The 20,437-nt window shown below is 74.2% G+C and carries 18 protein-coding genes and 1 pseudogene; 13 read left to right on the forward strand and 6 right to left on the reverse strand.

From position 1 onward, the window contains the following. Window positions 1-71: 71 nt before the first annotated feature. Window positions 72-932: a PhzF family phenazine biosynthesis protein gene (locus ADL22_RS18390; RefSeq protein WP_066980423.1), complete on the reverse strand. Its 861-nt coding sequence runs from the start codon at window positions 930-932 to the stop codon at window positions 72-74. A gap of 86 nt (window positions 933-1,018) precedes the next feature. Further along, window positions 1,019-1,624: an HD domain-containing protein gene (locus ADL22_RS18395; RefSeq protein ID WP_066980426.1), complete on the reverse strand. Its 606-nt coding sequence runs from the start codon at window positions 1,622-1,624 to the stop codon at window positions 1,019-1,021. A gap of 388 nt (window positions 1,625-2,012) precedes the next feature. On the opposite strand from ADL22_RS18395, the gene ADL22_RS36285 reads away from it, so the two are divergent. Genes ADL22_RS36285 through sufU form a run of 3 tightly spaced genes read left to right on the forward strand, consistent with a single transcriptional unit; the run spans window position 2,013 to window position 4,464 of the window. Next, on the forward strand, window positions 2,013-2,702 hold the full coding sequence (locus tag ADL22_RS36285; protein WP_234430759.1) for a hypothetical protein: 690 nt from the start codon (window positions 2,013-2,015) through the stop codon (window positions 2,700-2,702). Then, window positions 2,699-4,036 carry a cysteine desulfurase gene (locus tag ADL22_RS18405; RefSeq protein ID WP_234430760.1) on the forward strand — a complete coding sequence of 446 codons (1,338 nt, stop codon included), beginning with the start codon at window positions 2,699-2,701 and terminating at the stop codon, window positions 4,034-4,036. Before ADL22_RS36285 ends, ADL22_RS18405 begins: the two co-directional genes overlap by 4 nt. Beyond that, complete coding sequence (gene sufU, locus ADL22_RS18410) at window positions 4,027-4,464, forward strand: Fe-S cluster assembly sulfur transfer protein SufU (protein ID WP_066980431.1); 438 nt, start codon at window positions 4,027-4,029, stop codon at window positions 4,462-4,464. Before ADL22_RS18405 ends, sufU begins: the two co-directional genes overlap by 10 nt. Window positions 4,465-4,532: 68 nt before the next feature. Here sufU and ADL22_RS36290 read toward each other — a convergent pair. Beyond that, window positions 4,533-4,877, reverse strand: a pseudogene (locus ADL22_RS36290) (NADP oxidoreductase); the annotation flags it as partial. Between ADL22_RS36290 and ADL22_RS36295 the strand changes: the two are divergent. Then, window positions 4,791-5,072 (forward strand): winged helix-turn-helix transcriptional regulator, encoded by a 282-nt coding sequence (locus ADL22_RS36295; RefSeq protein WP_420711573.1) that lies wholly within the window; start codon window positions 4,791-4,793, stop codon window positions 5,070-5,072. The pseudogene ADL22_RS36290 and the gene ADL22_RS36295 sit on opposite strands and share 87 nt — an antisense overlap. A 303-nt stretch (window positions 5,073-5,375) precedes the next feature. Further along, window positions 5,376-6,431 (forward strand): hypothetical protein, encoded by a 1,056-nt coding sequence (locus ADL22_RS18425; protein WP_079064244.1) that lies wholly within the window; start codon window positions 5,376-5,378, stop codon window positions 6,429-6,431. 67 nt (window positions 6,432-6,498) lie between these two features. On the opposite strand, the gene ADL22_RS18430 is transcribed toward ADL22_RS18425, so the two are convergent. After that, on the reverse strand, window positions 6,499-7,917 hold the full coding sequence (locus tag ADL22_RS18430; protein WP_066980437.1) for an amino acid permease: 1,419 nt from the start codon (window positions 7,915-7,917) through the stop codon (window positions 6,499-6,501). 243 nt (window positions 7,918-8,160) lie between these two features. On the opposite strand from ADL22_RS18430, the gene tsaD reads away from it, so the two are divergent. From tsaD to ADL22_RS18460, 6 genes are all read left to right on the forward strand, one after another. Next, entirely contained in the window at window positions 8,161-9,225 is a 1,065-nt protein-coding gene (gene tsaD / locus ADL22_RS18435; protein ID WP_066980440.1) for a tRNA (adenosine(37)-N6)-threonylcarbamoyltransferase complex transferase subunit TsaD, read from the forward strand. A 54-nt stretch (window positions 9,226-9,279) separates the two neighbouring features. Next, complete coding sequence (alaS, locus tag ADL22_RS18440; RefSeq protein ID WP_066980443.1) at window positions 9,280-11,925, forward strand: alanine--tRNA ligase; 2,646 nt, start codon at window positions 9,280-9,282, stop codon at window positions 11,923-11,925. 243 nt (window positions 11,926-12,168) lie between these two features. After that, entirely contained in the window at window positions 12,169-13,587 is a 1,419-nt protein-coding gene (locus ADL22_RS18445) for a PepSY-associated TM helix domain-containing protein (RefSeq protein ID WP_066980446.1), read from the forward strand. Next, a complete protein-coding gene (locus ADL22_RS18450) occupies window positions 13,584-13,931 on the forward strand; it encodes a DUF5134 domain-containing protein (protein WP_066980449.1) in 348 nt (115 codons plus the stop codon). Before ADL22_RS18445 ends, ADL22_RS18450 begins: the two co-directional genes overlap by 4 nt. 229 nt (window positions 13,932-14,160) lie before the next feature. Next, window positions 14,161-14,838: an HdeD family acid-resistance protein gene (locus ADL22_RS18455; RefSeq protein ID WP_066980452.1), complete on the forward strand. Its 678-nt coding sequence runs from the start codon at window positions 14,161-14,163 to the stop codon at window positions 14,836-14,838. A 73-nt stretch (window positions 14,839-14,911) separates the two neighbouring features. Next, window positions 14,912-16,360, forward strand: a complete 1,449-nt coding sequence (locus ADL22_RS18460) for an RtcB family protein (protein WP_079064248.1) — start codon at window positions 14,912-14,914, stop codon at window positions 16,358-16,360. Window positions 16,361-16,496: 136 nt separating this feature from the next. On the opposite strand, the gene ADL22_RS18465 is transcribed toward ADL22_RS18460, so the two are convergent. Beyond that, a complete protein-coding gene (locus ADL22_RS18465; protein ID WP_079064245.1) occupies window positions 16,497-17,042 on the reverse strand; it encodes an archease in 546 nt (181 codons plus the stop codon). Between the two features lie 205 nt (window positions 17,043-17,247). On the opposite strand from ADL22_RS18465, the gene ADL22_RS18470 reads away from it, so the two are divergent. Beyond that, window positions 17,248-18,111 carry an LLM class flavin-dependent oxidoreductase gene (locus ADL22_RS18470; protein ID WP_066980457.1) on the forward strand — a complete coding sequence of 288 codons (864 nt, stop codon included), beginning with the start codon at window positions 17,248-17,250 and terminating at the stop codon, window positions 18,109-18,111. 156 nt (window positions 18,112-18,267) lie between these two features. Here ADL22_RS18470 and ADL22_RS18475 read toward each other — a convergent pair whose 3' ends face one another. Then, window positions 18,268-18,978, reverse strand: a complete 711-nt coding sequence (locus tag ADL22_RS18475) for a helix-turn-helix domain-containing protein (protein WP_066980460.1) — start codon at window positions 18,976-18,978, stop codon at window positions 18,268-18,270. Window positions 18,979-19,381: 403 nt separating this feature from the next. On the opposite strand from ADL22_RS18475, the gene ADL22_RS18480 reads away from it, so the two are divergent. Further along, window positions 19,382-20,386 (forward strand): Acg family FMN-binding oxidoreductase, encoded by a 1,005-nt coding sequence (locus ADL22_RS18480; RefSeq protein ID WP_066980462.1) that lies wholly within the window; start codon window positions 19,382-19,384, stop codon window positions 20,384-20,386. The last annotated feature ends 51 nt before the right edge of the window (window positions 20,387-20,437 follow it).

Below are 20,437 nucleotides of genomic sequence, written 5' to 3' on the forward strand. Positions count from 1 at the left end.
GGACGGCATCCGCGACCGGGGCCGGGACCGGGCTTGCCGGCCCCGGTCCCGGCCCCGCTCGCGGGACTCGGTTACGAGCCCGCGCCCGAGCCGTCACCTGCCACGGGAATACGCAAGGTCCCATCCAGCACGGTGACAGCGCGTCCGGTGAGGTGCACCCGGTCACCGCGCACGGCCGTGCGGATCAGGCCGGTGCGCGCGGATGCCTGCAGTCCGGTGAGTTCGGCGCGGCCCAGTCGCGCCGACCAGTACGGGGCGAGCACGGTGTGGGCGCTGCCGGTGACCGGGTCCTCGGGAATGCCCCGGGCCGGCGCGAAGAACCGCGAGACGAAGTCGTATTCCGGGCCGGGCCCGGTCGCCGGCGCCGTGACGATGAGACTGCGCAGGCCCTCCCGTTCCGTCAGCGCGGCCACCGCCGCCATATCGGGCGCCAGGTCCCGTACGGCGGCCTCGTCGGGCAGGACCGCCAGGAGGTCGTTCAACCCCTCGGACCGCAGCGTGCGCACCGGCTCCGCCCCCAGCGCGGCCAACAGCCCCTCCGGGGCGGGCGCGGTCGCGGCGGCCGTCGCCGGGAAGTCCAGGCTGATGGCGCCCGCCGCGTCCGCGGTCGTGGTGAGCACACCATGAAAGCGGCTCAGAAACCGTACGGTGCCGGTCAGTTGGTGTTCCGTGCGCAGCACATGGGCCGTGGCCAGTGTGCCGTGACCGCACAAGGCCGCCTCGACGACCGGGGTGAACCACCGGATGGCCCAGTCGGCCTCCGCCGAGGCGGGCAGCGGCAGCGCGAACGCCGTCTCCGAGTGCCTCATCTCGGCCGCGACCCGCAGCATCCAGGCATCGTCCGGCCACGCCCCGGCCGGCAGCAGGCAGACGGCCGCCGGATTCCCGGCGAACGGACGGTCGGTGAAGGCATCAACGATATGAATACGCACGTCAGCACGGTAGAGAAGGCGTCCCGGCCGACGCCAAGGCCAATCCGTCAGGACTGGCCCGGTCCGGGCGTGGACCCGGACCGGCCTTACGACGTGGCCGCCGCCAGCAGCCCCTGCCTGACGGCCGCGTCGCGGATCTCCTCGTACACGGCGGTGAGGGTCTCGCTGGCCTGGACGCGGGGGAGTTGGAGGCGGTCGAGGGCGTCGGCGTCGGCGTTGACGTCCTGCCAGCCCTGGCCGGTCAGGAAGCGCATCAGGGCGGGGTTGAGGCGGTCGACGCCCCGGACGATCCGGGCCTCGTTGGTCTCGCCGGCCTCGTATTCGTGCCAGAGGGCGAGGAACTCGGCGCCCAGGCCGCCGGGGAGCGGTGCGAAGCGGCGCTGGGCGACCTCTTCCTCGATCCGGGCCTTGTCCTGGCCGTGCTGATGGGCGTTCCAGGCGGACGGATCGCCCGCCTCGATTTCCACCAGGTCGTGCATGAGGCACATTTTGAGCATCTTCTCCAGATCCAGCGCGCACCCATATTCCTGTTCGAAATCGCGGTGCAGGATCCAGGTAATCAGCGCGAGATGCCAGGAGTGTTCGGCGACGCTCTCCTTGCGGGTGGCGGTGGCGTTGTTGTGGCGCTCCACCTCCCGAAGTCGGGCGGTAAAGAAGATGAAATCCAATTTGTCGCGAAGGTGGTCATTCATGCCGACTCTCCTGGTTTATTGGTGAAATATCGCCACCGGTTGACTGATGGGCCGCGTGGACCCTAACGCCCGGCGCGTTCCCGGACCGCTGGTTTCAGCCAGAACGCCCCGGCCGTTCTCGCTGGAAGGGAGCATTCCGCAGCGTCACCAGGGGTCTGGAAACGATCGTTTACTCACTCACCGTAAGGAGGTAGCTTCGTCTCGCCCGTAACTGGCGACTCAGGAGGAACTTGTGGCCAAATTCTATGCGGAATCGGAACTGGACGGCGTTCTGACGGGATTTCGCTCGCGCGGCCCGGCGACGCTGCGTGAATGCCTGGCCCCCGGAACGCTCTGGCAGCCGGTATTCCAGCTGACGATCCTGGCGAACACCGAAAACGGCCCGAGCGTGTTAACCGGCACCCGCCGCGCGGACAGCAACCCCACCCACCCGAATGTCATCAGCACGCCCACCAGCATGCTGCCGCTGGAATTCGCCCGATGTTATGCCGAGAGCGTCCAGGAGGCGGCCGCGGACCTCATACCCGTCCACCTCACCGAGCTGCGGGCGGACGACCTGCGGACCGTCGCCCGCTTCCCGGAGGACCGGCAGCGCCGGGCGGTCGTCCCCGACCCGTCGTCCGCGCTGCCCTACCTGGTCGGCGACCTGCTGGCCCGCAAACTGGGGTGCGAGGCCGCCATGGAGGCCGCCACCCGGGAGAAGCCGCTGGGCGAATGCCGGTTCTCGATGATCGGGGCCGGCTTCAGCTACGTCGCCGACCGGCCCACCGACGACCCCGAGGCACCCGAGCCGCTCTTCGAACCTCTGCTGATGTTCGGCGGCATCCTGGAGCTCAAGGACCCCGCCGTCATCCCCGAACACACCTCCTCCTACAAGGACCTGTGCTGGACCGCGCCCGCGGACTACGCCGAGGGCGTCCGCACCAAGCGCATCGAGAGCTTCAACCCGAAGTTCCTGGACCTGGCGGACAGCGCGGACAGCGACCGCGTCACCGTGTGCGCCCGCGGCCTGTGCCTGCAGACGACGCACAAGGTCCTGGCGGACCTCGGCGCCGGCGCGGCGGGAGCCGGGGCGTGACCGGGGCGCCGCCGCCCCTGGACCCGCCCCTCGACCCGGCCCTGATCCGCCGCGACTTCCCGATCCTGCGCCGCACCGTCGGGGAGGGCCGGCCCCTCGTCTACCTGGACTCCGGCGCCACCGCCCAGCGCCCCGCGGGCGTCCTCGACGCCGAACGCGCCTTCTCGGAGACCTGCCACGCCGCCGTCCACCGGGGCGCGCACCAGCTCTCCGAGGAGGCCACCGACGCCTACGAGCGGGCCCGCGCCGAGGTCGCGGAGTTCATCGGCGCGGACGCCGGGGAGGTGGTCTTCACCAAGAACGCCACCGAGGGCATCAACCTCGTCGCGTACGCCCTGAGCAACGCGGCCACGAGCGGCCCGGAAGCGGCCCGGTTCCGGATCGGCCCGGGCGACGAGATCGCCGTGACCGCGATGGAGCACCACGCCAACCTGGTGCCCTGGCAGGAGCTGTGCCGCCGTACGGGCGCGACGCTGCGCTGGCTCGACCTCACCGACGACGGCCGGCTCGACCTGTCCCAACTGGACACCGTGGTGACCCCGCGCACCCGGCTGGTCGCCTTCGCCCACCAGTCGAACGTGCTCGGCACCGTCAACCCCGTACGCGAGATCGTCGCCCGCGCGGCGCAGGTCGGGGCGCTCACCCTCCTCGACGCCTGCCAGTCCGTACCGCACTTCGCCGTCGACTTCCACCGCTGCGGTGTGGACTTCGCGGTCTTCAGCGGGCACAAGATGCTCGGCCCGTTCGGGATCGGCGTCCTGTACGGCCGGGCGGACCTGCTGGCCGCGATGCCGCCGTTCCTGACCGGCGGCTCGATGATCGAGACCGTCCGGATGACGGAGTCCACCTACGCGCCGCCGCCCCAGCGGTTCGAGGCGGGCGTCCCGATGGCGTCCCAGGCGGTCGGCTTGGCCGCGGCGGTGCGCTACCTCTCGGCGGTGGGCATGGACCGGATCGCGGCCCACGAGCGGGCCCTCACCGAGACCGCGCTCACCGCGCTGGCCGGCCTCGACGGGGTGCGCGTCCTGGGGCCCGCCACCACGGTGGACCGGGGCGGCACCGTGGCGTTCGTCGTCGACGGCGTCCACCCGCACGACGTGGGGCAGGTGCTGGACGCGCGGGGCGTGGCGGTGCGGGTCGGCCACCACTGCGCCTGGCCGCTGCACCGCCGGCTCGGCGTGCAGGCCAGCGTGCGCGCCAGCTTCTACCTCTACAACGACGCCACCGAGATCGGCGCCCTGACGGCCGGCATCCAGGAGGCCCAGCGGGTCTTCCGCCTGCCCGCCGGACGGGCGGACGGCGGGGCACGGGAGGAGCCGGCCACATGCGCCTGACACCGGCCAACCAGGAGATCGTCCTGGCCCACTACCGCTCCCCGCACCACAGCGGCCTGCGCGACCCGTACGACGCGGAGGTCCGGCACGCCAACGCCACCTGCGGGGACGAACTCACCCTGCGCGTACGGGTGTTGAGCGGTGACGGCGGCACCGTCGTGGACGACGTCTCCTACGAGGTCCGCGGCTGCTCGATCAGCCAGGCATCCGTCTCGGTCATGGCGGACCTGGTCATCGGCGCCCCCGTGGAGCGGGCCGCCGAACTGCACGACAGCCTGGCCGCGTTGCTCCGCGACCGCGACCAGGCGACCGCCCCCTGGCCGGACCGCCTGGGCGACGCCGCCGCCTTCCGCGACGTCTCCCACCACCCGGCCCGCATCAAGTGCGTCCTGCTCGGCTGGACGGCCCTGCGCAAGGCCCTGGCGTGAGCCGGGCCGGGGCCCGGTCCGCGCGCCAGCGGTCCGGGCCCCGGCTGCGGCCGGGACGCGGGGTGCCGTCAGCCCCCACCGGCGTACGCCGGCGGGGGGGCGATGGCCTGGGCGTCGGCGGATTCGCCGACCCATAGGCCGATCAGCAGGGCGGCGGTGGCTTCCAGCAGAGCGGCGCGGTCGAGGCCGCCGGCGTCGAGGGGCCGGCAGCCGAGGTCCCGTACCAGGCGGCGTACGGTGGCGAGCGCCGGGGCGTGCTCCCCGCACAGCGGGACCGCCAGGGGGCGGCCGTCGAAGACGGGCGGGGTGCGGCGCCAGACACTCTCGTGGCAGAGGTTGAACGCCTTGACCACCCGGGCTCCGGGCGCGGCATCGGCCAGACGCTCGGCGGCCGAGGGCCCGCCCCGGGTCTCCGACTGGAATTCAACGGGCTGCTCGAACGCCAGGCCCGTACCGGGGCACCGCCCCGTGTCGACTACGAACTCACCGCGTTGGGCCGGACGCTGCTGCCGCATATCGAGGCGTTCGGTGCCTGGGCCTTCGCGCACGGCGATGCGGTGATGGCGGCGCAGGAGCGCGGCGACGGGCGGTCCGCCACCGGGTGGTGACCGGGCGCCCGGCGCGCGCGCCGGTGGTGACCGGGCTCTACTGGGAGGGATGGACAGGACCCATGTCAGGACAACCTCGTAGTGCGTGGAGGCATCGTGGAGCTGGCCTTCCTCAACGCGGTGTACACGAGCGGGGGACCCTATGCCTGTGCCTGTCTCGACACGTCGGGTGAGGACGGCAGGCCGCGGGGTCCGGTATCGACCGGTGCGGACGGCGGGCCGGGCGGCCCGGGGGCGCCGCGCAGTCAGCGGATCTGCCAGGCACTCGCCGCACAGGGTGCCGACGCGGCCACGGTCGACGCCGTGCGCCAGGCAGCGGACGGTGAGCGGGCGGTCGCCGGGCGGCACGGGCGGATGATCGTCGCCAGTCGCGGGCAGGTCCTCCTCGCCGAGGAGCTGCCCGAGCCGCCGGCCCGCGATGAGGCCACGGTCACCGCGCTGCCCGATCTGGTGCCGCTGGCGGTGCAGCACGCGCCCGGTATCCGCTATGTGGCGGCCTGTGCGTACGGCCTGACCGGCGCGCCGGGCGAGTCCCCGGACCTGGTCGAGGTGGCGTTCCAGGCCGGGACGTGGCCGAGCAGTGCGGTCGCGCCGGGTGACCGCTACCGGATGCGCGGTCCCGCCGTGGGCCGGCTGAGCGCGGCCGGGCCGATCGCGGACAGCGTCACCGCACTGGCGCGGGGCAGCGGCGCCGAGGTCATCGTGCTCGGCGGTGCCGAGCCGGCCCGCGACGCGCTCGCCGACCAGCTGGTCGAACGCTGGCGCAAGCGCCTCGTGCTGAGCGGAGGCGGAGACGGGGGCGGGGACGGCTGCGGCGAGGGGTACGACGACGGGCGCGGCGACGGTCAGGCGGCACCGGCCCCGGCCGGGATGCCGGATGCGCACGCGCAGGCCGCGGCAGCCCCCGCCCCGGACCGCGCCTTGATGGAACGGGAACTGGCCGAGGTCTTCCGGGACGGGCTCGGCACCGCCGACGAGGCGCGCCTGGAGCTGTTCCAGGCACGCCGTCCCAGCGGGCACGGCGCCGTCGAGGGCATCGCCGGCGTGGTGGCCGCGCTCCAGCGTTCGCAGGTCGCCACCCTGCTGCTCAACGTCCCGCTCCGCTTCCCGGCCCACCACCACGTGAGTGCCTGGGTGACCGGGAAGGGGCTGCCGGAGTCGGCGCCGGAGCCGTACGGCCTGCTCGGCTTCCGGGAGGGGCCGGTCGGGGCCGCGGTGCTCCGGGCCGCGGTGTGCACCGGCGCGGGACTGGTCGTCGTACCGCGGCAGCGACTGGCGCTGGCGGACGGCCTGGGGGCGCTGCTGCGCTACGCCGGCCCGGAGCGGACACCGCATTTCTCCCGGCCGGCCCGCCGCTGACGGCCGGGCGGGTGCGCGGGCCACGGCCGGCGCACCCAGGGGCCGGCCGACCGGCTCGCCGTGGGGGCTACCCCTGCGCCCGTTCCTCCGCCCCCCGGCTCCTCCGCCGCCTGATCCGGTCCGCGGCGATCAGCGCCGCCACCGCGACGGCCGTGCCGGCGAGCTGCTGGCGGCCGTCGTGGCTGGTGGCCATGACGGCGAAGACGCCGAGGATGGCGGCCAGGGCCAGCCAGGTCAGGTACGGGAAGCCCCACATGCGGACCATCAGCAGCTCGGGCGCCGAGCGCTCCAGGCGGCGGCGCATCCGCAGCTGGGTGAGGCAGACGATGGTCCAGACGACCAGCACCGAGCAGCCGGCGATGTTCAGCAGCCAGGCGAAGACGGTGGTCGGCCAGACGATCCCGGCGACCACGGCGGCGAAGCCGAAGACGCAGGACGCCAGCACCGCCGCCGCCGGGACACCGCGGGTGACCTTGCTCAGGAACCGCGGGCCCTGCCCCCGGCTGACCAGGGAGTACGCCATCCGCGACGAGCCGTAGATATTGGCGTTCATCGCGGAGAGCAGCGCGATCAGCACCACGGCCTGCATGATCGTGCCGGCGGCCGGGATGCCGAGCCGGTCCAGCACGGCGACGTACGGGCCGGCGGTGGCGACCTTCGGGTCGTTCCACGGGACGAGGGTGACGACCACGGCCATGGAGCCGATGTAGAAGACGGCGATGCGCCAGACGGCGGTGCGCACGGCGCGCGCCACGTTGCGGCTCGGCCGGTCGGACTCGGCCGCGGCGATGGTGACGGTCTCCAGGCCGGCGAAGCCGGAAATGGTGGTCAGCAGTCCGGCGGCGAGACCGGCCGCCCCGGTCGGGAAGAAGCCGCCGTGGCCGGTCAGATGGCGGGTGCCGGGCGGGTCGCCGAACACCCCGAGGATGCCGAGCACGCCCAGTACCAGGAACGCGACGATCACGGTGACCTTGATCGCGGAGAACCAGAACTCGAACTCGCCGAAATTCTTGACCGCGGTCAGATTGCTGGCGCAGAAGAACACCATGAAGACCGCCACCCAGCCGTACGCCGGGAGGAACGGCACCCAGGTGTGCATGATCGTGCCCGCCGCGGTGGCCTCGGCGGCCACGCCCGCGCAGAGCATCAGCCAGTACATCCAGCCCGAGGTCGTGCCGGCCCAGGAGCCGAGCTCTTCCTCCGCGTGCACCGAGAACGAGCCGGTGGAGGGGCGGGCCGCGGACATCTCGCCGAGCATCCGCATGATCAGCATGACCAGCGCGCCGGTGCCGGCGAAGAGCAGGACGATGGCCGGGCCCGCGGCGGCGATGCCGACGCCGGAGCCGACGAAGAGGCCCGCGCCGATGACCCCGCCGAGCGCGATCATCGACAGATGGCGCCGTTTGAGGCCGTGAGACAGCACGGGTGCCGCGTCCTGCACGGCCGGCGGGGAGCCCTGGGGTGCCCGGTGGACGGTCCGAGTCATGTCGTGCCTGTTCATTTGACGATCAGTGAGCCCGTCGAGTCTGCGACCCATTCCGCTGACAGGACGTGAACGCCCGTTATGCGGACGCGGTGCTCACGGAGGGTGGGAGGGTGCCTACGCGGCGGTGCGCCCTTCTTCGGTGCGGAGCGAGGGGCGGCGAGCTTATTGCGAGTTATTTGCAACTAGGATTGGTGAGCAAGAAGGCCGTGATGAGGCCGCGTGGCGGGTGAGCGAGGAGTGGCCATGGCGCAAGGGCGGATCGTGCTCGGGATCGAGTCGTCGTGCGATGAGACCGGGGCCGGGATCGTGTCCGACGGGCGGCTGCTGGCGCATGTGGTGGCGTCGAGCATGGACGAGCACGCGCGGTTCGGCGGAGTGGTGCCGGAGATCGCCGCCCGGGCGCATGTGCACGCCCTCCAGCCGGTGGTGCGCGAGGCGCTGGAGCAGGCGGGGCTGCGGGTGGGCGACCTCGACGCCGTCGCCGTCACCACCGGGCCGGGACTGTCGGGCGCGCTCCAGGTGGGGCTCGCCGGCGCCAAGAGCCTGGCGTACGCGGCCGGGGTGCCGCTGTACGGGGTCCACCACCTGGCCGGGCATGTGGCGGCCGACACCCTGGAGCACGGCCCCCTGCCCGACCCCTGCATGGTGCTGATCGTCTCCGGCGGCCACACCTCGCTGCTGCTGGTGCGCGATCTCGTGCGGGACCCCATCGTCCACCTCGGCGACACCGTCGACGACGCCGCGGGGGAGTGCTTCGACAAGGTGGCCCGGGTGCTGGGCCTGCCCTATCCGGGCGGCCCGGCGATCGACCGGGCGGCGCGCGGCGGGAATCCGTGCGCCGTCGCCTTCCCCCGCCCGCTGACCGGCGCGCGCAGCGATCCGTACGCGTTCTCGTTCTCCGGGCTGAAGACCGCCGCGGCGCGCTGGGCCGAGGGCTACCGCCTGCGCGGGGACGCGCTTCCGCTGGCCGACGGCGCCGCGTCGCTCCAGGAGGCGGTGGCCGACGTCCTGACCCGCAAGGCGCTGGCCGCCTGCGCGGAGTACGAGGTGCGGACGCTGGTGGTGGTGGGCGGCGTCGCGGCCAACTCCCGGATCCGGGCGCTGGCCGAGGAGCGGTGCGCCGCCGCGGGGGTGGCGCTGCGGGTGCCGCCGCTGACGCTGTGCACCGACAACGGGGCGATGATCGCCGCGGTCGGGGACCTCCTCGTACGCGCCGGAGCCGCCCCCGCCCCACTCGACCTGTCCATCGACCCGTCCGCGCCGCTGGAGTACGCCGCCCTGCACCCGGCCGCCGCCCGAGCCGCCTGAGCCGGTCCCGCCCCTGGGCCGCATGCCCCCTGAGCCGACGATTCGGAGCCCACCGTGCGTACCGCCGAGATCCGCGACCGCTTCCTCTCCTTCTTCGCCGCCCGCGGCCACACCGTGGTGCCCAGCGCGCCGCTGCCCACCCCGGACCCGACGCTGCTCTTCGTCAACGCCGGAATGGTGCCGTTCAAGCCGTATCTGACCGGCGAGCAGGAGGCGCCGTGGCCGCGCGCGGCCAGCGTGCAGAAGTGCGTCCGCACGCTGGACATCGAGGAGGTGGGCAAGACCACCCGGCACGGCTCGTTCTTCCAGATGAACGGCAACTTCTCCTTCGGGGACTACTTCAAGGAGGAGGCCATCGCGTTCGCCTGGGAGCTGTCCACGACGCCGGTCGCGGACGGCGGTTACGGCCTGGACCCGGAACGGATCTGGGTGACGGTCCACCACTCCGACAGCGAGGCGCGCAGCCTCTGGCGCGCGGTCGCCGGGCTGCCGCACGAGCGGATCGTGGCGCGCGGCGACGAGGACAACTTCTGGTCGATGGGCGTGCCCGGCCCGTGCGGCCCGTGCTCGGAGCTGTACTACGACCGGGGCCCGGCGCTCGGCCGCGAGGGCGGTCCGGCGGTCGACGAGGACCGCTACATGGAGTTCTGGAACCTCGTCTTCATGCAGTACGAACGCGGCGAGGGCCCCGGCAAGTCCGGCTACCCGCTCACCGGCGAACTGCCCCGGCCCCATATCGACACCGGCCTGGGCCTGGAACGGATGGCCACCCTCCTCCAGGGCAAGGACAACCTCTACGAGATCGACCAGACCCGCCCCGTCCTGGACCGCGCCGCCGCACTCGCCGGCGTCCGCTACGGCGCCGACCCGCGGTCCGACGTCCGGCTGCGGGTCGTCGCCGACCACGTCCGCACCGCGCTGATGCTGCTCGCGGACGGTACGACACCCGGCAACGAGGGCCGCGGGTACGTCCTGCGCCGCATCATCCGCCGGGCCGTCCGCTCGATGCGCAGCCTCGGCCACGAGGACCCCGTCCTGCCGGAACTCCTCGCGGTGGCCCGGGACTGCATGGCGCCCGGCTATCCCGAGGTCGCGGACGCCTACCCGCGGATCGCCGACCGGGCGCAGGGCGAGGAGGACGCCTTCCGGGCCACCCTGCGGCAGGGCACCACCGTGCTGGACACCGCCGTCGCCCGGGCGAAGAAGGACGGCGCGCGCACGCTGCCGGGCGCGCAGGCGTTCCTGCTGCACGACACCTACGGCTTCCCCCTCGACCTCACCCTGGAGATGGCGGCCGAACAGGGCGTCGAGGTCGACCGGGAGGGCTTCACCGCGCTGATGAACGAGCAGCGCGAACGGGCCCGCGCCGACGCCCGCGCCCGCAAGTCCGGCGGCACCGCCGACACCTCCGCGCTCCGCGCCCTGCTGGACGCGCACGGGCCCACCGACTGGCGGGCCTGGGACACCCTGACCACCGAGTCCCGGGTGCTGGGGATGGTGGGCGCGGCCGGGCCGGTAGCCGTCGCCCGCGAGGGGCAGATCGTCACCGTCGTCCTGGACCGCTCGCCGTTCTACGCCGAGTCCGGCGGCCAGGAAAGCGACGCCGGCCGCCTTTCCGGCGCCGGCGCGGAGGCCGAGGTGCTCGATGTGCAGCGGCCGCTCCCCGGACTCGTCACCCACCAAGTACGCGTCACCGCAGGGGAGTTGGCCGTCGATGACGCGGTGGTCGCGGCGGTCGATCCCGAATGGCGGCTGGGCGCACGCCAGGCACACTCCGGCACCCACGTCCTGCACGCGGCCCTGCGCGAGATCCTCGGCCCGACCGCCCTCCAGTCCGGCTCCTACAACCGGCCCGGCCACCTGCGCCTGGACTTCCCCTGGCGCGGCGCGCTGAGCCCCGCCGTCCGCAGCGAGATCGAGGAGGCCGCCAACCGCGCCCTGCGCCGGGACCTGCCGGTCGGCGTGCGCTGGATGACGCTGCCCGAGGCCCGGCAGCTCGGCGCGCTCGCGCTCTTCGACGAGACGTACGGGGAGCGGGTGCGGGTCGTCGAGATCGGCGGGGCCTGGTCGCGGGAGCTGTGCGGCGGCACCCACGTCGAACACGCCGCCCAGATCGGCACCCTCGCCCTGACCGGCGAGTCCTCGGTCGGCGCCGGAATGCGCCGGCTGGAGGCGGCGGTGGGTATCGAGGGCTTCGGCTATCTCGCCCGGGAACGGGACCTGGTCACCCGGATCGCCGAACAACTCGGCGCACCGCGTGCCGAGTTGCCCGAGAGGATCGCCGGGCTGCTGGACCGGCTGAAGGCCGCCGACCGGGAGAACGCCCGGCTCAAGGCCCAGGCGGTCGCGGCGCGGGCCGAACGGCTGGCGGCCACCGGAGCCGACGCCCACGGCACCCTGGTCGTCACCGCGACCGCGGACGGCCCGGCCGGGGACGCCCGCGCCCTGGCCCTGGCCGTCCGCGACCGGCTCCCGGCGGGACGGCCCGGCGTGGTGGCGGTCGCGGCCGAGGGCGGCGTACTCGTCGTCGCCGTCAACTCCGCGGCCCGGGAGGCTGGTCGGAACGCGTCCGCGCTGGTCAAGCGGCTGCTGAACGGGCGCGGGGGCGGGGCGGCGGAGGTGGCCCAGGGCGGGGGCGTGCCGGGGGAGCGGCTGCGGGAGGTGCTGGCGGAGCTGCCCCGGGTGGTGGGGGAGGGCTGAGGAGCCGGGGCCGGACCTGACGGGTGATGCCTGGGCCGTTGCCCGGCCCGGCGGGCGGCGATTTCCGGACAAGGGCTGACCTGCGGCCGTCCTGCTTGCCCGGCGGGACGGAGGTGTGGCGAGGGTCACGTCGCGGTGGCGGGAACTGCCCTCACCAGCGGCCCGACTTCTCCCGCGGACCGTAGACACCGGTCGTACGGACCGCAGACACCGGTCGACGCACCCGCAGGAAGAAGAGTCACCATGGCCGAAAGCCGCAGTACGCCCGTCGCGCCGGAGGGAGCGGAGCCATCCCAGGAGGCGCCGCCGGACGAGGGGCCGGCGGCCGCGCCAGGCACCTGGAGCAGGCTGCGCCCCCTGCTGCTGCGGCTCCACTTCTACGCGGGCGTCCTCATCGGCCCGTTCCTCCTCGTCGCGGCCCTGACCGGCCTCGCCTACACGGCCGCCCCGCAACTGGAGTCGGTCCTCTACCAGCACGAGCTGAAGGTCACCCCGAGGGGCTCCGCCGACCCGCTCGCCGCCCAGCTCGCCGCGGCCCGCCGGGCGGTGCCCGACGGCACGGTGGTGTCGGTCAGCCCGGGACCCGGCCCCACCGACAGCACCCGGGTCGTCTTCAGCAAGCCCGGACTCCCCGCCGACACCAATCTCACCGCGTTCGTCGACCCCTACGGCCACAAGGTGCTCGGCGCCCTGCGCACCAACGGCCAGTGGCTGCCGGTCCGTGCCTGGCTCGACACCCTGCACCGCACCCTGCACCTGGGCGATGTCGGCCGCAACTACAGTGAGCTGGCGGCGAGTTGGCTGTGGGTGGAGGTCCTGGGCGGACTCGCCCTGTGGATCGGCGCACCCCGTACGCGGCGCCGGCTGCGCCGCCTCCTCCTGCCGCGCCGCGGGACCGAGGGGCGGCGGCGCACCCTGTCCTGGCACGGCGCGGTGGGCCTGTGGGCGTCCCTCGGGCTGCTCGGGCTGTCCGCCACGGGCCTGACCTGGTCCGCGCACGCCGGCGCGAGCATCGGCGAACTCAAGGACGCCCTCGGCGGCACCACCCCGGCCGTCTCCACCGCGCTGCCCGCCGCCGGTGGCGCCCCCTCCGGGCGCGCCCGTACGAAGGACGTCGGCATCGACGCCGTCGCGGCCGCCGCGCACGACGCCGGTCTGCGCGGACTCGTCGTCATCACCCCGCCCGCCAAGGCCGGAACCGCGTACGTGGTGAAGGAGAACACCCGGTCCTGGCCGGAGCGGCAGGACGCGGTGGCCGTCGATCCCGCCACCGGGAAGGTGACCGCGAAGCAGGCGTTCGCCGACTACCCGCTCCTGGCCAAGCTCACCCGCTGGGGCGTCGACGCCCATATGGGCCTGCTGTTCGGGCTGGCCAACCAGATCGCGCTGGCGCTCCTCGCGCTCGCCCTGATCGCCATGATCCTGTGGGGCTACCGGATGTGGTGGCTGCGCCGGCCCACCAGGTCCGGCGGCGCCTTCGGGCGGGCGCCCGCGCGCGGCGCCTGGCGCCGGCTGCCGGGCCGCGTACTGGCCCCGGCCGCGGTCCTGCTCGCCGTCGTCGGCTGCTACCTCCCGCTGTTCGGGCTGCCGCTGCTGGCGTTCCTCGCCGTGGACGCGGCGGTGGGCGCCGTACGGCGGCGCCGGGAGCGGGTGGCCGGATGATCGCCGCGCCCGGACTGCGCTGGCTCCTCACCGCGCTCTGCGAGCTGCCGGCCCTCTACGCGCTGCGGGCGGCCGTGGCGCGCGGTACGGCGGCCGCCGACCGGGTCGGCCACGCACTGCACGCCGCGATGGGGCTGCTGATGGTCGCGATGGTCTGGCCCTGGGTTATGGGGCTGGCGCGCGCCTTCGACGCGGCCCGGTCGGCGGCTGACGGGGGATCAGGAGCCGCCGTGCGGAACGGGGAAGCTGCCGTACGGGGCAAGGAGGGGGACGGCGCGCTCGGCCTGGCGTGCCATGCGGCCATGGGGCTGGGCATGGCCGTGATGTGCGCCTTGTCGGTATGAGGAGTTGCTTGCCGGTATGAGGAGTTGGCCGCGCCGGCGGGAACTCTGTGCGGTACGTGTCCGTTCCCTCTCTGAGCGTGATGGAGTCGGCGCGGCAGGCAGGAGGGAGGCGGGAGGCAGGAAGGCGCGGGATGGCTGACGATGGAAGGCGACGGATCCCTCACGTTCCGACCGTGCTGTTCCACGGGAGCGGCCTGCTCCCTGAGAGAGGTTGAGAGAGGTGGGAGGCATGACCTCGTCCTCCGCGTATCCGGGCGGCACCCCGCCGCCGCAACCCCACGACACCTCGCCGGAGGGCCAAGCCCTGGGCGCCCTGGCGAACCGCGGCTGGCAGGCCCTGATCACCATCGGCCTGGCCTCGATCGCGCTGGGCGTCGTCGTCCTGGCGTGGCCGGGCGAGACGCTGCGGGTCACCGGCATCGCTTTCGGCGTCTATCTGCTGGTCAGCGGTGTTTTCCAGCTCGTCGCCGCGTTCGGTACGCACGTTCCCGGTCACCTGCGGGCGCTGCACTTCATCGCGGGCGCGGTGAGCATCCTGCTCGGACTCATCTGCTTCCGGGGCATTCTGCAATCGCTGCTGCTGCTCGCGCTCTGGATCGGTTTCGGCTGGCTGATGCGCGGCATCATGATGACGGCGGCCGCGGGTTCGGCTCCCCATGTACCCGCCCGGGGCGGACAATTGTTCCTGGGGATCGTGACCCTGCTCGCCGGCATCGTGCTGATCGTCTTCCCGTTCGGCTCGATAGCCGTGCTCACGCTCGTCGCGGGCATCATGGCCATCGTCCTGGGCGCCGCGGAGGTGTTCCACGCCGTTCAGCTGCGTATCGCGGCCGGCCGCCACGCCAAGGGAACGACCACCGGGCAGCGGTGGTCGATGTTCCACGGCCACCCGCACCCGCAGCACTGACCGCCGCGCCTCCAACGGCCTTCCGGCTCCGGGCGCGGACTCCACAGACGCCGACAGGGACGCAGCCATGGGCATGGACGCAGACAGGGCCCGAGGCATGGATGTCGAGGTGCGGGAGGAGAGCCCGTTCCGGTTCCGTATCGAGCCGCACGGTGCGATGCGGGTCCCCGGCATCATCTACGCCAGCCGGGAGCTGCTGCCCCAGGCATCCGGTGACGGCGCGTTGGAACAGGTCGTCAACGTCGCCACGCTGCCCGGTATCGTCCGCGCCTCCTACGCGATGCCGGACGTGCACTGGGGGTACGGCTTCCCCATCGGCGGGGTCGCCGCCACGGACATCGAGGCGGGCGGGGTGGTCTCACCGGGCGGTGTCGGCTTCGACATCTCCTGCGGCGTCCGGCTGCTGGCCGCGGACATCGAGCGGGAGGAACTGGCGCCCCGTCTGCGGGCGTTGATGGACATCCTGGGGGACACCACCCCGCGCGGCGCCGGACGCGGCGGCCTGTGGAAGGTCTCCGGACGCACGCAGATGGAGAAGCTGCTCACCCGCGGCGCCCGCTACGCCGTCGAAAGCGGCCACGGCGTCCAGCGCGACCTGGACCGCTGCGAGGACCAGGGGGCGCTGCCGGAAGCGGACCCGGCGCAGGTCGGGCAGCGGGCGGTGGAGCGCGGACTCCAGCAGGTGGGCAGCCTCGGTTCGGGCAACCACTTCCTGGAGGTCCAGGCGGTGGACCGGGTGTACGACGAGCGCGCCGCGAGCGCGTTCGGGCTGCGCGGCGGCCAGGTCTGCGTGATGATCCACTGCGGTTCGCGCGGGCTGGGCCACCAGGTGTGCACCGATCACGTCCGGGTCATGGACAGTTCACTGCGCGCCTACGGCATCGACCTCCCGGACCGCCAACTGGCCTGCGCGCCCGTTGTGTCGCCACCCGGCCGCGACTACCTGGGCGCGATGGCCGCCGCCGCCAACTACGGCCGCGCCAACCGCCAACTGCTCACCCGTTCCACGCGCCGCGCCTTCGCCACCGCCGTCGGTGTGGACGTGGACCTGGTGTACGACGTCTCCCACAACATGGCCAAGATCGAGACGCATGAGGTGGACGGGGTGCCGCGCCGGCTGTGCGTCCACCGCAAGGGGGCGACGCTCGCGCTGCCGCCCGGCCACGCGGACCTGCCCGACGACCTCGCCGAGGCCGGTCAGCCCGTCCTCGTCCCCGGCACCATGGGCACCGCCTCGTACGTCATGGTCGGGCTGCCCGGCAACGACGCTTTCTTCTCCACCTGCCACGGTGCGGGACGGGTGTGGAGCCGCCACCGGGCGCTGCGCGAGGTGCGCGGCGAGGAGTTGCGGGATGTGCTGGAGTCGCGCGGCATCGCCGTCCGGCCCTCCTCTTGGCGCGGCCTGGCGGAGGAGGCCCCCACCGCGTACAAGGACATCGACGCGGTCGCCGCCGCCACCGAAGGGGCCGGACTGGCCCGCCTGGTCGCCCGCCTGATACCGCTCGGCGTCGTCAAAGGGTGAGGGGGCGCTGGAGGGCCAAAGGGTGCCTGGGCGCTGGGGGCGTCAAAGGGTGATGGCGCTGGGGCGCCCAGCCGCAGCCACCGGGCGGCCATCAGCCACCGGGCGGCCATCGGGCATCGGGCGGCCATCGGGGCGCTCACACGTCGAGCGTGACCGCGCAGCGCCAACCGTCCGGTCCGTGAGCGCAGGCCAGGCCGTGCAGGGTGACCGCTTTCGGCGCGGCGCCCGTCACCGGAAGCGACCCGATGTCCGCCATCCCCAACAGCGCCCGCAGGCCACCGGGGACGGCGCTCACCTCCACCTCCACCGGCACCTCGCCCTGTGCGTCGAGCCGGTAGACGACCTCGTCCAGCAGGGCCACCAGCAGGTCCTCGTCCGTGTCCGCCCGCACCACGACCTCCTCGTCCCGGCGCGGTGCGCTCGCCGCGGCCGCGAGGTCCGCGAAGGACTCGCAGGCGCCCCGCACGGCGTGTGCCAGACACGCCTCCCGGGTCGGCCCCCACGCCTCCACCCGCAGATCCGCGGTGTGCGGAACCCCGCGGTGCCCCCCGGGCGGCGGCTCACCGGGAAGGGGTCCGCCGGGGTCCGACCTGCCGGGTTCGGGCCCGCAGGGTTCGGGCCTGCTGTGTTCGGGCCCGCCGCGACGCGGGGAATCAGGCCCCCTGGAGTCGTCCGAACGCATCGCGTCTGCCCGCCTTTCCCTGCCCTACACGGCCACACCACCCAGGCTCCCAGTATGCGGCTTTTACCCGCTGTGTACCGCAGGTTGCGCGGACCGTGCAGCGCGCAGCACCGGCCGCGCCCTTGTCGTCGCGGACTCGGTATCCGCATCCGCGTCCGGCGTCAAAACCATTGCCCGCTCCCCACCAGCCGCGCATTCTGCTGGGATGCGTTTCTCCATCAACATTCCGAACTTCGGTGACTTCGCCGGCCCCCGCCACGTCGCGACGGTGGCGGCCGCCGCCGAACAGGCAGGCTGGGACGGGCTCTTCATCTGGGACCACGTGCTGTACCGGGGGCATCAGGGCCGCCCGTTCGGAGACCCGTGGATGGCGCTGACCGCTGCCGCGCTGGCGACATCCCGGATCCGGCTGGGCACCCTGCTGACGCCCGTCCCGCGCTATCGCCTGCCGCAACTCGCCCGCCAAGTCGCCACCCTGGACAACCTCAGCAACGGCCGGGTGACCTTCGGCGCCGGCCTGGGCGGTCCCCTCAAGGACGAGTACCGCAGCTTCGGCGACACCGCCGAACCCCGCGTCCTCGCCGAGCGGTTGGACGAGGGGCTGGACCTGCTCAGGCGCTTCTGGTCCGGCGAGCCGGTCGACCACCGCGGCCGGCACTACGAGGTCCAGGACGTGACGCTGGTGCCCGCGACCGTGCAGCGGCCCGGGCCGCCGGTGTGGATCGGCGGGTTCTGGCCGCGTCGCGCGCCCATGCGGCGGGCCGCGCGGTGGGACGGCGCGGTTCCGCTGTTCGAGACGGCCGGGCATGGCTACCCACCCGACGCCGCGGAGGTGCGCGACCTGATCGGGTACGTACGCAAGCACCGGCCGGCCGAGTCCGGGCGGCCCTTCGAGCTCGTACTCGGCGGTGTCACGCCTGCGGACGCGGCCAAGGCCAGGGATGTCATCGGCCCGCTGCACGACGCCGGCGCCACCTGGTGGGACGAACGGCAGATCGAGGACGGCCCCGACGTGGACCGCCTGGCGCCGGTACTGTCCCGCATCGAGGCGGGGCCGCCCAGCCTCTGATCGCCGACTAGGGCGGTGCGGCCCCCAACGCGGGCGTCGTCTGCTACTTCCTCGCCGTGTCCGCCGCCTTGACGCTTTCCGGACGCGGTCCCTGACCCGGTCCCTGCCCCGGTCCCTGCCCCGATTCCGGCCCTCGGGCGCCCGTTCAACGCCCAGTCACCCCCCGGCCGGAGCCCCCGGTGCGCCCGGGACGCGGATCCGGCGGCCGGTCAGGCGCGTCGGCCGGATGGCGATCCACTGGTAGTGGCCGCCGCCGACCCAGGGGGCGGAGAACGCGTTCTCCTCCAGCCGCCGGATCCGGTCGAAGGCGGTGACGGCCTCGGCGGGCCCGGTGGCCAGTACGCTCCAGCCCTGGCTGAACGCCTCGTCGAGGTGGTCCACCTCCAGGGCCGCCGCGCGGCCGGCCGCCGCGGCCGGGCCGGAACCGGTGTGGGTGCGGTAGGCGATCACCTCGCCGTCCACCGTGTAGTTGACGGGGAAGACCGCGGGGACGCCGTCGAGGACGACCGCCACCCGGCCCACGCCGTGGCTGCCGAGCAGTTCCCGGCACTCGCCCGGCCCCAGGGCCAGCACCTCGGGCCGCACGGCGGCGGCGCCCAACCCGGGCGGCAGGTCGGCGGTGCTCCCGACCAGTTCGGCGACCGTGGTGTCCAGCGCACCGGCCAGCCGCAGCAGGAAGCCGATGCCGGGGCGGGCGGGGTTCTCCTCGACGTACTGGACGTAGCCCGGCGAGGCGGCGGCCCGGGCCGCGACCTCCTCGCGGGTCAGGCCGAGCTGCTGCCGGCGCAGCGCGGCGCGCCGGCCGAGATCGCCGCTGAGCCGCGGCGCCGGGTCGCCGCCGTTTCCGGCGGGCTTGTCGGTGGTCATCGCGTGGTCCGTCCTTCCGGTACTACGGGCCATCCGCCCGCCGGCCGTTCCTCCGCTCCCTGGCCCCGCGCCCCGGTTCCGCCTCCCGGCCGGGCCGCGGTCCCGTACGCCGCCCCGGCCACCCCCACCTCGTACGCCGTCACGGCCGCCTCCCTCCAGCATGCTCGCCCGGAGGCGTCGGGGCATGCGCCGCCTGGCTCCCGGCCCCGCCGCCGGGCGACCGCCCCGGGAGGCCGACAGGGCCGAACAGCCCGCCCGCCAGGCCCGCCCGGCCGGGACCGATGGCCCTGCCGCGGCACCGCCCGCCCCGCCACGCTGGAAGGACCCTGCCGACCGCCGTCCGCGCCCGTATCCGCGCTCGCGACCGGGCCCGTGGACGGTCCGATCCGCCCGGGAGGTCCCGGTGCTCACCCACGCCCACGCCACCCTCGACGACACCGCCGTCACGGCCCTGGTCGCGGACGCGATCACCGCCCCGTCGATGCACAACGCCCAGCCGTGGCAGTTCGCCTACTCCCGCGCCCGGCGCACCTTCACCCTCCGCGCCGACCCGACGCGGGCGATGCCGCTGGCCGACCCCACCACCCGAGCCCTGCACCTCGGCTGCGGCGCCGCCCTGCTGAACCTGCGGGCCGCCGCGGCCCACGCCGGCCACCGCACGGCCACCACCCTGCTGCCCGACCCCGCCAGCCCCGGGCTGCTGGCCGAGGTGCGCCTGGATACCCCGGACGCCCCGCATGAACTCCTCAACGGCGCGCTGAGCGGTCTCTACCGGATGCTGCGCGAGCGGCGCACCAGCCGGTATCCGTTCGCCGAGCGGCGGATCCCCGACCGCGTCCGGGCGGCCCTGGCCGAGGCCGCCCACCGGGAGGGGGCCCGGCTGGCGTTCCTGACCACCCCGCACCGGGAGGCGGTCCTCGACCTGATCGTGCACGCGGAGGGCTACGACCGGATGGACGACGGGCGGGAGGCCGAACAGCGCGCCTGGACCCGCGACACCCACACCAGCGCGCCCACCGACGGCGTCCCCGACTACGCCTTCGGGCCCGCCGGACGCGGCGCCGCCCCGATGCGCGACTTCGCCGGCCGCCGTACCGTCCCCGGCCGCCGCTACGCCGCGTTCGAGCGGCGCCCCCAACTGGCGACGCTGAGCACCACCGGCGACGGCCCGGCCGACTGGCTGCGGGCCGGCCAGGCCCTGCAGCGCGTCCTGCTGCTGGCCACCCGCGAGGGCCTGGTCGGCTCGTTCGCCACCCAGCCGCTGGAATGGCCCGATCTGCGCTGGCTGGTGCGCGACCCCCGCTCCGGCGCCGGCCATGTCCAGATGGTGCTCCGGCTCGGCTACGGCCCCCAGGGGCCGCGCACCCCGCGCCGCCCGGTCGCCGAGGTCCTGACGATCACCCCATGAGCCCGCGCCCCCGGGCCCCACGCCCCGCGTACCGGCGTAACCCCACCCCCC

Origin of the sequence: Streptomyces sp. NRRL F-4489, from assembly GCF_001509485.1 — a bacterium.
In the GTDB taxonomy this organism is placed as follows: domain Bacteria; phylum Actinomycetota; class Actinomycetes; order Streptomycetales; family Streptomycetaceae; genus Streptomyces.